This window comes from Kitasatospora sp. CB02891 (genome assembly GCF_002803145.1).
Lineage (GTDB): Bacteria > Actinomycetota > Actinomycetes > Streptomycetales > Streptomycetaceae > Kitasatospora > Kitasatospora griseola.
In genome coordinates this window covers 171901-185910 of sequence record NZ_NNBO01000009.1, presented here as the reverse complement: position 1 = coordinate 185910, position 14010 = coordinate 171901, and the positions used below count along the sequence as shown (strand labels likewise).

The following is a 14010-nucleotide window of genomic DNA, read 5'->3' as shown; positions in this document are numbered from 1 at the left end:
AATCCTCGTCAACGCTCGGTGAAGGTTCCGGTCACCTCCGGCGCGGGTCCACGACTCAGGGCTGCTGGTAGGGGTTCGCCTGCGGCTGCTGGTACGGGTTCGCGTAGGGCTGCTGGTAGGGGTTCTGCGGGTACGGGTTCGGCGGATACGGGTGGGCCGGATGGCCGTCCGCCGACGGGTGTGCGCCGTTCGGGTCGTCGTCGGGGCCGTCGTCGGGGCCGTCGGACGGCGCTTCCCCGGCGGGCTCCTCGTGCGGGGCGATCTCGCGGGCCAGCAGGGTCGCGCCGGCCACCGCACCCGGCATCGCCAGGACGGTCAGCACCGGGATCAGGAACAGCAGCACCAGTCCGGCGCCGAAGCCGACCGCCATCGACGTCCGGGAGCGCAGCAGGCGCAGCCGCTGCTTCTGGGCCAGGCCGCGCTTCTGCAGCGGCGTGCCGGTCAGTTCGACGGTCAGGAAGAAGCCGGAGACGCAGACCCCGATCACCGGGACCACGGTCTGGCCGACCACCGGGATGAACCCGCAGAGGAACAGCAGGACGCCGAAGCCGGCGGCGCGCAGCAGCACCGCGAGGCTGTCCTTGGCGCCGGTCCACAGTTCGCGCCACAGCGGCAGGTCGGGGCCCTGCGGACCGCCGCCCTCGGTCTCCTCGACCTTCGCCGACAGCGACTCGTAGAACGGCTCGCCGATCAGCAGCGTCACCGCCGTGAAGGTCAGCATCGCCAGCAGTCCGCCCATGCCGACGGCGGCCGCGCCGACCGCCACCCGGACGGTGTCCCGCCACGGCTCGGACCAGTGGTCGGCGAACGGTGTCGCCCAGGCCGCCAGGTCGCCCGCGTAGACGATCAGCACGGCCAGGACGGCCAGGTAGCCGACCAGGGTGATCAGCGCCGGGATCAGCCCGAAGCCCCACCAGCGGCCGTGCCGCGCCACCCACCGCTGCCCGTTGAACAGGAATCGCAGTCCCGCCCCGAAATCTCGCATTCCCGCACCTTAAAGGAACCGTCAACTCGCCCGGACACCCGGCCGGTTCCGGTCCTCCGCCGACCCGACCGCCGCCGACCCGGCCACCGTCCGTCCGGCGGGGACCGGCCCCGTCGCGGTTCGGCCGACGGCCGCCGACGCGCCGAGGGTGGCGGCGGCGAGGGCGCCCCACAGGGCGAACGGGCCGACCGCGGCGAGGGCGGTGATCACGGCCGGGGAGACGGCCAGGCCGAGGCCGGTGGAGAGCTGGAAGCGGGCCAGCGCGCGGCCCAGCACCGGCGGCGGGGCCAGCGCGGTGACCAGCGCGGTGGCGCTGCCCGCGTACAGGATCTCGCCGAGCGTGCACGGCACCGAGACCAGGGCCACCGCGAGCGGCCCGAACGGCGCCGCCAGCAGGAAGCCCAGGTAGCTCGCGGCCAGCACCACGCCGGACAGCGCCAGCACCGTCCCGCGCGACCAGCGGGCCGCCGCCCAGCCGGTGAGCGGCAGTTGGAGGGCCACCACCAGCACCGTGTTGAGCACGAACACCGCGGCCGACCAGGCCGGGGAGGCGTGCAGCACCGTCACCAGGACGAGGGGCAGCGCCACTTCGGGCACGTTCAGGCAGAAGACGTACACCACGTTCGCCAGCAGCACGGTGCCCAGCGCGCGCCCGGTCGCCGTCGGCGCGTGCTCGGCCGTCCGGGCGGACGGGGCGGCCGTCACCCGCACCGAGCGGGCCAGCAGGGCCGCCGCCAGGAATCCGGCGCCCGAGACCGCCGCGAGCGCCCGCAGCGCGGGGGCGCCGCCGCTCAGGCAGACCGTCGCCAGCAGCGCGCCCGCCCCGAGGCCGGCGTTGCGGACGGCCCGGCCGGCGGCGAGCGCGGCGTCCCGCAGCCGGTCCTCGGCGACGGTGGCGACCAGCGCCGCGTGCGCGGCGGGCCAGGCCTGGTTGCCGACGCCCAGGATCAGCGCCGCCGCCGCGAACAGCACCGCGTTCCCGCGCGGCGCGGCCAGCAGCACCACGACACCGGCCACCCGCACCAGCATCGACGCGGCCACCGCCGTGCTGCGCGCGCCGCGGTCCAGCCAGCGCCCCAGCGGCGGCATGGCGGCCAGCCCGGCGACGATCCCGACCGTCATCGCCAGGCCGGTGGCGGCCGCGCCGAGTCCGAGCACCGTGATCCCGTACAGCAGCAGGAACGGTCGCAGCAGCCCGGTGCCGAGGGCGTCCACCGCCAGCGCCACCGCGTAGCGCGCGCCGCCGACGGCCCGGACGAGTTGACGGGGCGTCGGGCGGGGCGCGGTGATCGTTGTCATGCGGCCCACCGTGGAGGCCGGGCCGGGCCTCGGTCACGCCGGTTGACGTTCCCCGTCAATCGGGGAAGGGCGGCCGGGGCGCGCCGGGGGCGCGCGGGAGCACGGAGATGCGCCCTCGACGGGTGACGGGCGGCGGGCCATCCTCGACGGGTGTGCGGATCGCCCGTGCGCCTCGATCCGTGAAGGAGCCCTCGTGGAGCGTCAGTCGGAGAACGGGCCGACCTCGCTGAACCGTCCGTTGAAGTGCCCGGTCGACCACTCGCTGCTCGTCCTCGACCCGACCGGGCGGGACCGCGACGCCGAGAGCGCCGAGCTGATCGCCCGCGGGCCCGCCACGCCGGCCGACATCCTCGGCGTGCAGGTGTGGGCCGTCTCCGACCCCGACGTGCTGGAGGACCTGCTCAGGGACCCGCGGGTCTCCAAGGACGGCAGGCAGCACTGGCCCGACTACGGGCCGGTCGCGGCCGGCTGGGCGCTGACCCTGTGGTTGACGGCCCGCAACATGTTCTCCGCGTACGGCGAGCGCCACCGCCGACTGCGCCGCATGGTGAGCTCGGCCTTCACGCCGCGCCAGGTCGCCGCGCTGGGCGACGCCATCGAGGAGATGACGACCACGCTGCTCGACGCGGCCGCCGCCGCGGGCGCCGACGGCTCGCCGGTGGACCTGCGGGAGCACCTGGCCCGCCCGCTGCCGATCCTGGTCATCGCCCGGCTGCTCGGGCTGCCCGACGAGCTGCGCGACGGCTTCCGCCACCACGTCGACGGGGTCTTCGACACCACCCTCACCCCGGAGGAGTCCGAGGCCAACAACGCGGCGTTCTTCGCGATGATCGCAACGCTGGTCGCCCTCAAGCGCGAGCAGCCCGGCGACGACATGACCTCGCTGCTGATCGTCGCCCGCGACACCGAGGGCGACGGCAGCGCCCTCACCGAGGAGGAACTGCTCGGCACCGTCGTGCTGATCGTCTCCGCCGGCTTCGAGACCACCGTCAACCTGATCGACAACGCCATCACCCTGCTGCTCACCCACCCCGACCAGCTCGACCTGGTGCGCACCGGCAAGGCGGGCTGGGACGACGCGGTCGAGGAGGCGCTGCGCCGGGAGGCGCCGGTGGCGCACCTGCCGCTGCGGTTCGCGCTGGAGGACATCGAGCTGCCGGGCGGCGTGACCGTCCGCGCGGGCGAGGCGATCCTCGCCTCCTACGCGGCCGCCGGCCGCCACCCCGCGCGGCACGGCGACACCGGCGCGGTCTTCGACGTCACCCGGGCGGTCAAGGACCACCTCGCCTTCGGGTACGGCCCGCACTTCTGCCTCGGCGCGCCACTGGCCCGGCTGGAGGCCCGCACGGCGCTGAGCGCGCTGTTCGAGCGGTTCCCCCGTCTGGCGCTCGACCCGGCCGTGGCGCTGGAGCCGGTCGACTCGCTGATCTCCAACGGGCACCGCACCGTGCCGGTCCTGCTGGCGGGCCCGGCGCAGCCCTGACCCCGGACGTGTTCGGCCGGGCGGGGAGGATGGGCGGGTGACCCTGCGCATCGACCTGACCGGGACGCCGCCGGAGCGGATCCGGTTTGCCGTCTCCCCGCTCGCCGAACTCACCGCGATGCTGCACGTGCTGGCCTCGCCCGAGCACCATCCGCCGTACGCCGGGTGGGCGGCCGGCGTGCGGGCGGGCCTGCGCCCGGAACTCGCGGACCGGCTGCACGAGGCCGAGTTCCTGTGGCGCTCCTCGCGCGCCGACTTCCTGGTGCCCGCCCGGCCCCGGGCGACCCTCGCCGCCGAACTCGACGACCTCGACCGGATCGACGACGACCGGTACGTCCGGGCCGCGCTGATCACCACCTGCGGCTCCAACCGCCTCGCCTTCGTCGGCGGTTCGCCCCTGCACGACCCGGACGCCCGCACCGACGCGCTCGACCGCGCGCAGGCCCGCGGCCCGCGGCAGGAGGCGTTCGCCGCCCGGCTGCTGGCCGACCCGCGGGCCGTCCGGGCCCGGGTCCGGGACACCCTGGAGCAGTGCGCGGAGGCGTTCTTCGACGCCGAGTGGCCGGCCCTGGCCGCCCGGCTCGGCCAGGACGTCCGGGCCAAGGCCGAGCTGACCCGCCGCCAGGGCCTGTCCGCCGCGCTCGACGAAGTGTCCGCGGCCGTCGCCCTCACCCCCGACGGCGGCTCGCTCGTCCTCGACAAGCTCCAGGACAACAGCACCGCCGCCGGCGCCGCGGGCGTCACCTTCCTGCCCAGCGTCTTCGGCCACCCCCACCTGGTCGCCGTCCACGCCCCGGGCTGGCAGCCCGTCGTCCAGTACCCGGCGGCCGGCGGGGAGCACGCCGCCACCGTCCCGCTGGACGCCGTCCGGCTGCGCCTCGACGCCCTCGCCCACCCCGTGCGGCTGCGTCTGGTCCGCAGCCTGGCCCGCGGCCCGCACACCACCTCCGAGCTCGCCCGCGCCTGGGACCTCACCGCGCCCGAGGTCTCCCGTCACCTCGCGGTGCTGCGCCGCGCCGGTCTGCTCACCGCCCACCGGCGCGGCCGCTACGTCCACCACGGTCTCGACCTCACCGTCACCGCGGCGCTCGGCGCCGACCTGCTCGCCGCGGTGCTGCGCTGAGCGGTGGGCTACCGGGCCAGGTCGAGCCGGGCCATCAGCTCCCGCAACGCGGGGGCGCACCGGTCGCTGTCGGCGGCGGTGATCCAGGCGAGCTCCGCGATCTCCGCGCCGGGGGTGGGCGCGCCTTCGGCGGGGCCGGTGTAGCACCGCATGCGCAGCCGGACGCCGGGGCGGCCGTGGGCCGGGGCCTCGACCGTGTGGGCGTGGGCGAGGTCCTCGGGGGTGCAGGTCAGTCCGAGTTCCTCGCCCAGCTCCCTGGCCAGCGCCCGGGCCGGGGTCTCACCGGGTTCGAGCTTGCCGCCGGGGAGGTAGAAGGCGTCCTTGCCGTGGGTGCGGACGGCCAGCAGGCGCCGGTCGCGGACGCAGATCCAGCCCACGGAGTCCAGCACCGCCTCGTCCGCCGCCGGGGCGGTCTCCCACTTGGGCGTGGGCGGCCGCCAGCGCTCGACGGCGTCGAGCAGGGCGTCGGGGTCCGTCTCGGCGATCAGGTTCCGTAGGGCGGGGCGGACGAAACCGGTGTCGACCAGGTGGTCGGCGAGCCCGGTCAGGGGCTGCCAGAATCCGGGCGGGCCGAGCAGTGCGACGGGCTTGGCGTGGAGTCCGAGCTGCTGCCAGGTCCACGCCTCGAACAGCTCCTCCAGGGTGCCGGTGCCGCCCGGGAGCGCGACGAACGCGTCGGCGGCCTCGGCCATCGCGGCCTTGCGCCGGTGCATGTCCTCCACCACGTGCAGGCGGGTCAGGCCGCGGTGGGCGATCTCCTTGTCCGCCAAGGCCTTCGGCATGACGCCGACCACCTCGCCGCCGGCGGCCAGCGCGGCGTCGGCCAGCGCGCCCATCAGTCCGACCCGGCCGCCTCCGTAGACGATGCCGATGCCCCTGCGGGCCAGCGTGGCGCCCAGTGCGGCGGCCAGGGCGGCGTACTCGGTGCGGGTGCCGGCGGCGGATCCGGCAAAGACTGCGAAGCGCATCAATCCTCCAAATGCGACGCGACGTCGCGTCGCATTCTGGCAGGCTGGGCTCCATGACCACCTCCCGCCCCACCCCCTCTCCCCCGTCCGCGCCACCCAAGGGGCCCCGGAGCCGCGAGCGGGTGCTCGACGCCACGCTCGCCCTGCTCGGCGAGGCCGGGTACGCACGACTGACCGTCGAAGGAGTGGCGAGCACCTCGGGCGTGCACAAGAGCACCCTGTACCGCTGGTGGCCCGACAAGGCGGCCCTGGTCGCGGACGCCCTGGCCTCCCGCATGGACACCGGCCCGGTACCGGACACCGGCAACACCCGCGACGACCTGACCACCTGGCTGCGCGGCACCATCGCCAACTACACCGCCACCCCCGCCGGCGCGACGATGCCCGCCCTGATCGCCGACCTCTCCGGCCGCCCCGGCGCCCTGGAGGCCTTCCGGTCGGCCTTCCTCACCGAACGCCGGGCCAACTGCGCCGCCGTGGTCCGCCGCGGCGTCGACCGCGGCGACCTGCCCGCCGACACCGACGTCGAACTGTTCATGGATGCCCTGGCCGGAGCGGTCTTCTACCGCCGGCTCGTCACCGGGCTCCCCATCGACGACGGGCTCCCCGAGCGCCTCGTCCGCATCCTCGGCCTGTCCTGACCGACCGTCGATCCTCGGTTACGGCCGCCGCGCCCCGAACACTCGATCGAGCGAAGTGCGCCCTGGGTGCGGTGTACGTGCGCGGGAGCGGGTAGACCGGTCGCGGACTGAGGAGGTGGCCGGTGACGGTCTCGACGGAGCAGGCACAGGAGTGGCTGACGGTCGCGGTGGCGGAGGCGCGGCTAGGGCTGGCCGAGGGCGGGATCCCGATCGGGGCCGCGCTGTTCGGCGCGGACGGCGAGTTGCTCGGGCGCGGCCACAACCGCCGCGTCCAGGACGGCGATCCGTCGATGCACGCGGAGACCGCCGCCTTCCGCGCCGCCGGCCGCCTGCGCGGCTACCGGGACACGGTGATGGTCACCACGCTCTCCCCGTGCTGGTACTGCTCGGGCCTGGTCCGGCAGTTCGGCATCGGACACGTGGTCATCGGCGAATCCACCACCTTCACCGGCGGCCACCACTGGCTCGCCGAACACGGCACCGGAATCACCCGGCTGGACGACCCCGAGTGCGTACGCCTGATGACGGACTTCATCGCCGCCCGCCCCGACCTCTGGCAGGAGGACATCGGCGCATGACCCGCGACGCGCTCAGAAACTCCGCACGATGAACCACGCCGCAACCCCCAGCACCGCCAGCACCCCACCGACCGAGATCGCGCGACCGACGCCCTCGTGCACCTTCTCGCCGATGACGTTGCCGGCGATGCCGACCAGCGGCGCGCCAAGGACGATCAGAACAATGCCGATCACGTGGTTCACCATGACCGCGCTCCCCCCGGAGGATCATTCCCGCAGTGATCCGGAAGCAAGATCGTAGATCCGCACCGCCCGATCGGGAAGGCGAACATCCACGGCCCTGCGCCCACCCTCCGAACGACCGTGCCCGCCGCTGCGCGAAATCGCACAACGACGGGCACGGGGTTGAGTCCTGGCGCTGCGTCAGCTCCGCACGGAGGCCACGGCTGCCCCCAGCGCCTCCTTGATGCGCGGCCCGAGCCGGGCGAACCCGAGCTCCTTCATCGCCGCCCGCAGCAGCTCGTCGTCACTCCGCTCGGTCCCGTCCGCGTCGAACCACGCCACCAGCGCGACCAGTTCCTCCGCGGAGTAGCCGGTGATCGGCTTACCGGGAGTCAACTCCGGCTTGACGGGCGCCGCGCCTGCGAGAGGCTCGGCAACGGCCTCGACGGCGGGCTCCGCCTCGGCCTCGACGGCCGACTCGGCAGCGACGTCCGCGACCGGCTCGGCCTCGGGCTCGGCCGCGACCACAGGCTCCTCGACGACCGCAGCCTCAGCCTCGGCGACGACGTCCGCGACCGGCTCCGCCTCGACGACAACCTCCGGCTCGGCGACGGCCTCCGCGGCCGACTCCGACTCAGCCTCGACAACCGGCTCGACCTCGGGCTCCGCGGCAACCTCCGGCTCGGCCTCAACCGCAGCGGCGGGTTCCTCGACGACCTCGGCGACCGGCTCAACAACCGCCTCGACCTCGGCGACCGCGACCGGCTCCGGCTCGACCTCAACCGCCAGCTTTTCGGCGACCTCGGCAACCGGCTCAACAACCGCCTCAGCGAACGGCTCCGACTCGACCTCAGCGACAACCTCCGCCGAAGCCTCAGTCACCGCCTCGGTCTCAACCTCGGTGTCAGCCTGCTCGGCGACCGGCTCGGCCTCGGGCTCCGCGGCAACCTCCGGCTCGGCCTCAACCGCGGCGGTGGATTCCTCAACGACCTCGGCGACCGGCTCAACAACCGCCTCGACCTCGGCGACCGAATCGGCCTCGGGCCCCACGGCAACCTCGGCCTCAGCCTCGGCGACGGTCTCCGCGACCGGCTCCGCCTCGACCTCGGCAACCGGCTCAACAACCGCCTCAGCGACCGGCTCCGACTCGACCTCAGCGACAACCTCCGCCGAAGCCTCAGTCACCGCCGCGGCCTCAACCTCGGTGTCAGCCTGCTCGGCGACCGGCTCGACCTCGGGCTCCGCGGCAACCTCCGGCTCGGCAACGGCTTCCACCGTCGGCTCAGCCTCAACCACAGCGGCAGGTTCCTCGGCGACCGGCTCAACAACCGCCTCGACCTCGGCGACCGCGACCGGCTCCAGCTCCGGCTCGACCTCAACGACCGACTCCGACTCGGCCTCGGTGACAGCCTCCGGCTCGACCTCGACCGCCACCGCAGCAACCTCGGCGTCCTCTTCGGCGACAACCTCCGCCGGAGCCTCAGCCACCGCCTCGACCTCGACCTCGGCGTCAGCCTGCTCGACCTCGGCCTCGGCCGCCGTCTCGACGGCAGCCTCAACAACCGCCTCCGGCTCGACCTCAGCAGCCGGCTCCTCGACCGCAGCCTCAGCCTCGACCTCGACGGCCGTCTCGGCCGGGCTCTCGTCCGTCGCCGGTCGCGGCCCCGCCGCCAGTGCCGAGCGGGCGGACTGGTGACGGTCGTAGGCGGCCAGCGCAGCGTCCTTGTCGGCCTGACGCTCCGTCAGCTCGTCCAGCAGCTCCGTCAGCCCCTGCTCAGCGAGTTCGAGGCGGAGCTGGCGGAGGGCGGAGAGACGGTAGAGGGTGCCTTCGTCGGCGGCCAGGCGGTCGACGAGGTCGGCGAGTTCGCCCAGCGGGAGGGAGTCGAGGGCGCGCTCGGGGAGCAGTCGGGTGAGCGAGCGGACGGCGTCGGCGAGCGACTCGACGACGTTCGCGGTCTCGGTCAGCAGGGCCCCGTCCACGGGCACGGAGGGTCGCGAGGAGCCCGCCGCGGCGTCGGCCGCGAGGGCCTGCCAGTCGCGGTGGGCCACCGTCGCGGCGACCAGCGCGGCGTGCAGCTCGGCGCGGTTGGGGGCGCGGGTGCCGGCGGGGGTGAGGGCGCGGGCCTGGCTGCGGAGGGCGCGGCGGCGGGCCCAGCCGAGCTTGATGCCCTCGTACTTGCGGTAGCCGCTGTTGCCGGTGGCGGCCGCGAGTTCGGGCAGGTCGTGCTGGTAGGCGTCGGTGCGGAGGACGGCGGAGGTGGCGTGGACGCGCTGGAGCAGGTCCAGCAGGGTGGTGAGGCCGCCGAGGGTGTCGGGGATGCGCAGGCCGGCCTTGTCGGCGATGGCGTTGGCGGCCTTGCCGACGGCGCGGGTGTCGCGGCTGCGGAGTTCGGCGAGGACGGTGGACGCGGCGCGGGCGTCCTCGGGGCCCTTGAGGGTTTCGGCGGCTTCGAGCCAGGGGTTGGTCTCGTGGTTGAGTGTGAAGCCGCCCTGGTCGGCGAACCGGCCGAGCTCCTCACGGGTGCTCTGGCGGGTCTCGCCGTCCGTCGCGGACGCGGTCTCGGACGCGGCGTCGTCGGCGTCGTTCAGGGTGCGCACTGTCATGTGAAGTCCGGTTCGTGGCGTGTGGCGGGCAGGGGCGCGGGTGGGGTGGTTGCGGCGGCGGTGGCGTCGCGGGAGGCCAGAATACGGGTGCGCGTTCGACGCTTGCACGCACCTGACCCCGTGAATTGCCGGGCCGCGCCGGACCGGTGGCGGCGGGCCCGGGCCCGGTCGCGTGGTCCGTACGGTAGGGATCGGCACCGACAGTACGCCCTTCCCGGGTGGCGGGCGGGAGTTGGGTCGGATCACCGGCGGGCTCCGGGCGCTTCGGGGGCGAGGTGGCGCAGTTCGGCGAGGCCGATGGGGCGCTGGTAGTCGCGCAGCGGGGTGCGGTGCCACCAGGCGCCGGTGTCGCGCAGTTCGGGGCCGGTGGTGAAGCGGTAGCGGTACAGGCGGGCCCGGACGAGGGCGGGCGGCGTGTCGGGGAACGGGTTGCGGCGCAGCAGCCGCAGGGTGTCGGGGTCGTTGACGAGAAGCCGGGCGAGCAGCGGCAGGAACCAGCCGCGGGCGTAGGCGGGCGAGATCGCGGCGAACCACATCAGCCAGTCCAGGCGGAGGTGGTAGGGCGCGAACTGCCTTGGCAGTCGACGCAGTTCTCCGGGCTTGCCGCGAAAGTGGTACTCCCGCCAGCCGTGGGCGCCGTCCTGGTCCCGGGTGCCTTCGAGGACGATCTCGTGGCGCACCCGGTTGACGGAGCCGAACGCGCCGTAGGTGTTGACGAGGTGGAGCGGGTCGAAGGATCGGTTCATCTGCTGCCGGGGGGAGAGCAGGTTGCGGACGGGCTGCCAGGAGCGGACCAGCACGAGCAGCGTGTAGGCGGCCACCAGGGCCTGGTACCAGGCGGGTTGGGCGGGGTAGTGCGGGTCGGGGGCGATCGGCAGGACGCGGCGCAGGGTGCCGGTGTCGAGGGCGCCGAGGGCGAGGGCGACGGTGAGCCAGTTCAGCCAGGCGAAGTTGCCGGAGGCGATCAGCCACAGCTGGGTGGCGACCATCAGCAGGGCGGCGTCCGAGGCGATCGGCTGCGGGAGGAACAGGCCGAACGGGACGACGAGTTGGACGAAGTGGTTCGCTGCGGCCTCGGCCTTGTGCAGGGGCCGGGGCAGGTGGTGGAAGTACCAGCTGAGCGGCCCGGGCATGGGCTGGGTCTCGTGGTGGTGGTAGAGGCAGGTGAGCTTGCGCCAGCAGGCGTCGCCGCGCCATTTGATCAGTCCGGCGCCGAACTCGACGCGGAACAGCAGCCAGCGCAGCAGCCACATGCCGAGGACGGGCGGCGCGGTGTCGGCATTGCCGAGGAACACGGCGAGGGCGCCGGCTTCCAGCAGCAGGGATTCCCACCCGAAGGCGTACCAGGTCTGCCCGACGTTGACGATCGACAGGTAGAGCGCCCAGGCGAGCGCCCAGAGGGCCATCGCGGCGGCGAGCGGAACCCGGTCGGCGAGGCCGGCGAGCAGGGCGGCGGCGAGTGCGGCGCCGGTCCAGGCCACAGTGGCGTAGAGGCGGTCGCTGTAGTGCCAGTGGAACAGGCTCGGGGCGTGCCGCAGCGGGACGCGGGCGACGAAGCGCGGGATCGGGAGCAGGCCGCGGGTGCCGAGCAGGGCGCGGAACTGGCGTGCGGCGGCGAGGAATCCGCACAAGTAGACGAGGGCGAGCAGGCGCAGGAACAGCTCGCGGGCGAGCCGGTACTCGGGGGCGGCGAACCATGCCATCCGGCCGCTCCTCGGGTCGGCTGCGCTCGGGCCGCCACCATGCCTACCATCCGCGGCGGCCGGGGCGGGGCCGGTTGGGGGTGCGGTGGTGCGCCGGTTCATCCGGTCGGCCCTGCCCGGCGTGCGCGATCGGGCTTCTGCCCGTATCGGCCGGTGAAACCCCCTGCCGGTCGCGGGCGGAGTGTGGTGTCATTCCGCCGAACCCTGTCAGGAGCAAGAGAAGGAGACGCCCATGTCCGCCACCTCTCCGCAGTCCGCCGCCGAACCCGACTGTCCGCCCACCGACGGCTCGCCCGGTCCCGGCGACCGCCCGGCCGGGCTGGGGGCGGCGGTCTGGGCGGCGCTCGGCATCGTGTACGTGGTGTGGGGGTCGACCTATCTGGCGATCCGGGTGGTGGTGGAGACCATGCCGTCGCTGCTGTCCGGCGCGCTGCGGTTCGCCGCCGCCGGGCTGCTGCTGGCGGTGGGTCTGGCGGCCCGTCGCGGGATCGGGGTGCTGCGGGTGACGTGGCGTCAGTTCGCCTCCGCCGCACTGGTGGGCGTGCTGCTGCTGACCGGCGGCAACGGCATGGTGGTGCTCGCGGAGAAGACCGTCCCGTCGGGGCTGGCGGCGCTGATGGTGGCGAGCGTGCCGCTGTGGGTGGTGCTGCTGCGCCGGGCGTTCGGGACCAGGACCGACCCGGCCACGCTGGCGGGCGTGCTGCTCGGTCTGGTGGGCCTGGCGGTGCTGACCGCGCCGGGCCTGACCGGCCAGGTGGGGCTGACCGGCCTGGTGCTGGTGGTCATCGGTGCGGTGGTGTGGGCACTCGGCTCGGTGCTGGCCGGCCGACTGCCGCTGCCGGCCGACCCGTTCGTGGCGAGCGTGTACGAGATGCTGGCGGGTGCGGTGGGCGCGCTCGCGCTGTCGTTCCTGCGCGGCGAGCCGGGCGACTTCGACCCGGCGGCGGTGTCCACGGCGTCCTGGGTCGGGCTGGGGTACCTGGTGCTGTTCGGCTCCATCGTCGCGTTCACGTCTTATGCCTGGCTGTTGCAGCGCGCACCGCTGCCGCTGGTCGCCACCTACGCGTACGTCAACCCGGTGGTGGCCGTGTTCCTCGGCTGGCTGCTCCTCTCCGAGGCCCTGACCTGGCCGATCATGCTCGGCGGCGCGATAGTCGTCGGCGGGGTGTTCCTGGTGGCCCGCAACGCCCGCTGAACGCGACGCGGACCGACCTCGCTCGATGCCTTCAAGAAGGTAACGACTTGCCTCACCCTCCCCGGGCGATGATTTACTTCTTGACGACACATGACGGGTGGGCTTGACTCCCCTTCACTCTCGCCGCAAGGACGCGGCGCTCTCAGGGAGGCACCACCCACCATGAATTCGATGACGCGTCGACTCGTCATCGGCACGGCCGCCGTGTCGATGACGCTGTCGCTTGCCGCCTGCGGGGGCGGCAAGAACACGTCCTCGGGCAACCAGGCGATCGGCCTGCTGCTGCCCGAACGCGCTTCCTCCACCCGGTACGAGGCGTTCGACAAGCCACTGATCGAGACCGCCGTCACCGGCCTGTGCACCAAGTGCACCATCGACTACGCCAACGCCGACGGCGACGAGAAGGCGCAGAAGCAGCAGTTCGACGCGCTGCTCGCCCGCGGCGTCAAGGTGATCCTGCTCGACCCGGTGAACGCCGCCGTCACCGCGCCGTGGGTGGACGAGGCCACCAAGAAGGGCACCAAGGTCATCGCGTACGACCGGCTGGCCGCCGGCAACGTCGCCGCGTACATCTCCTTCGACAACAAGCGCACCGGCGAACTGCAGGGCCAGGCCCTGCTGGACGCGCTCGGCGGCCGGGCGGCCGGCGCCGAGATCGTGATGATCAACGGCGCGGAGACCGACCCGAACGCCGCCGACTTCAAGGCCGGCGCGCACCACGCGCTGGACGGCAAGGTCAAGCGGGTCGCCTACGAGCAGTCCGGCGAGTGGAAGCCCGAGGTGGCCGCCGCCAAGGTCGGCGAGGCGATCAACAAGCTCGGGAAGAACGGCTTCCAGGCCGTCTACTCCGCCAACGACGGCATGGCCGGCGCGATCATCGACGAGCTGCACAAGGCCGGACGCACCGACGTCCCGGTCGGCGGGCAGGACGCCTCGCTGGACGCCGTCCGCCGGGTCCTCACCGGCGAGCAGGCGTACACCATCTACAAGCCGTACCAGCCGGAGGCCGAGGCCGCCGCCAACATGGCGGTCTACCTGGTCAAGGGCATCGACGTCACCTCGGTGGCCGCCACCATCACCGACTCGAACGGCAGCCAGATCCCGTCCATGCTGCTCAGCCCGGTGGTCGTCACCAAGGCGAAGGTCGCCGAGACCATCGTCGCGGCCGGCCTGTACAAGGCCGAGGAGATCTGCACCCCGCAGTACGCGCAGGCCTGCCGGGCCGCGAACATACCCGGCGCCTACTGACCGGAACGGGCCGCGCGACTC

At 73.9% G+C, this 14010-nt stretch carries 12 protein-coding genes; 6 read left to right on the top strand and 6 right to left on the bottom strand.

Translation table 11 applies throughout. The features are described from left to right. Nucleotides 1-55: 55 nt before the first annotated feature. The gene (locus CG736_RS21170; protein WP_100587767.1) at nt 56-985 is read right to left on the bottom strand and encodes an EI24 domain-containing protein; all 930 of its coding nucleotides are present in this window, start codon (nt 983-985) and stop codon (nt 56-58) included. A 21-nt stretch (nt 986-1006) separates the two neighbouring features. Beyond that, nucleotides 1007-2284 (bottom strand): MFS transporter, encoded by a 1278-nt coding sequence (locus tag CG736_RS21165; RefSeq protein WP_100587766.1) that lies wholly within the window; start codon nt 2282-2284, stop codon nt 1007-1009. Between the two features lie 238 nt (nt 2285-2522). Between CG736_RS21165 and CG736_RS21160 the strand changes: the two genes are divergently transcribed. Together CG736_RS21160 and CG736_RS21155 are read left to right on the top strand one after the other, a co-directional pair. Beyond that, entirely contained in the window at nt 2523-3767 is a 1245-nt protein-coding gene (locus CG736_RS21160) for a cytochrome P450 (RefSeq protein WP_100587899.1), read from the top strand. A gap of 37 nt (nt 3768-3804) precedes the next feature. Continuing rightward, nucleotides 3805-4890 (top strand): DUF5937 family protein, encoded by a 1086-nt coding sequence (locus tag CG736_RS21155; protein WP_100587765.1) that lies wholly within the window; start codon nt 3805-3807, stop codon nt 4888-4890. An 8-nt stretch (nt 4891-4898) separates the two neighbouring features. Here CG736_RS21155 and CG736_RS36390 read toward each other — a convergent pair whose 3' ends face one another. Continuing rightward, complete coding sequence (locus CG736_RS36390; protein ID WP_157815680.1) at nt 4899-5858, bottom strand: TIGR00730 family Rossman fold protein; 960 nt, start codon at nt 5856-5858, stop codon at nt 4899-4901. A 53-nt stretch (nt 5859-5911) separates the two neighbouring features. Between CG736_RS36390 and CG736_RS21145 the strand changes: the two genes are divergently transcribed. Together CG736_RS21145 and CG736_RS21140 are read left to right on the top strand one after the other, a co-directional pair. Next, entirely contained in the window at nt 5912-6499 is a 588-nt protein-coding gene (locus tag CG736_RS21145) for a TetR/AcrR family transcriptional regulator (protein ID WP_100587764.1), read from the top strand. Between the two features lie 122 nt (nt 6500-6621). Beyond that, a complete protein-coding gene (locus tag CG736_RS21140; RefSeq protein WP_100587763.1) occupies nt 6622-7077 on the top strand; it encodes a nucleoside deaminase in 456 nt (151 codons plus the stop codon). A 12-nt stretch (nt 7078-7089) separates the two neighbouring features. On the opposite strand, the gene CG736_RS36385 is transcribed toward CG736_RS21140, so the two are convergent. The 3 genes from CG736_RS36385 to CG736_RS21130 form a co-directional block, all read right to left on the bottom strand. Further along, nucleotides 7090-7263: a hypothetical protein gene (locus CG736_RS36385; protein WP_157815679.1), complete on the bottom strand. Its 174-nt coding sequence runs from the start codon at nt 7261-7263 to the stop codon at nt 7090-7092. Between the two features lie 177 nt (nt 7264-7440). Beyond that, on the bottom strand, nt 7441-9951 hold the full coding sequence (locus CG736_RS21135) for a hypothetical protein (protein ID WP_157815678.1): 2511 nt from the start codon (nt 9949-9951) through the stop codon (nt 7441-7443). Between the two features lie 134 nt (nt 9952-10085). After that, nucleotides 10086-11546 carry a lipase maturation factor family protein gene (locus CG736_RS21130; RefSeq protein WP_100587761.1) on the bottom strand — a complete coding sequence of 487 codons (1461 nt, stop codon included), beginning with the start codon at nt 11544-11546 and terminating at the stop codon, nt 10086-10088. Nucleotides 11547-11778: 232 nt separating this feature from the next. Between CG736_RS21130 and CG736_RS21125 the strand changes: the two genes are divergently transcribed. Both CG736_RS21125 and CG736_RS21120 read left to right on the top strand, forming a co-directional pair. Continuing rightward, nucleotides 11779-12741, top strand: a complete 963-nt coding sequence (locus CG736_RS21125; protein ID WP_100587760.1) for an EamA family transporter — start codon at nt 11779-11781, stop codon at nt 12739-12741. Nucleotides 12742-12903: 162 nt separating this feature from the next. Beyond that, nucleotides 12904-13989 carry a sugar ABC transporter substrate-binding protein gene (locus CG736_RS21120; RefSeq protein WP_100587759.1) on the top strand — a complete coding sequence of 362 codons (1086 nt, stop codon included), beginning with the start codon at nt 12904-12906 and terminating at the stop codon, nt 13987-13989. Nucleotides 13990-14010 lie beyond the last annotated feature (21 nt).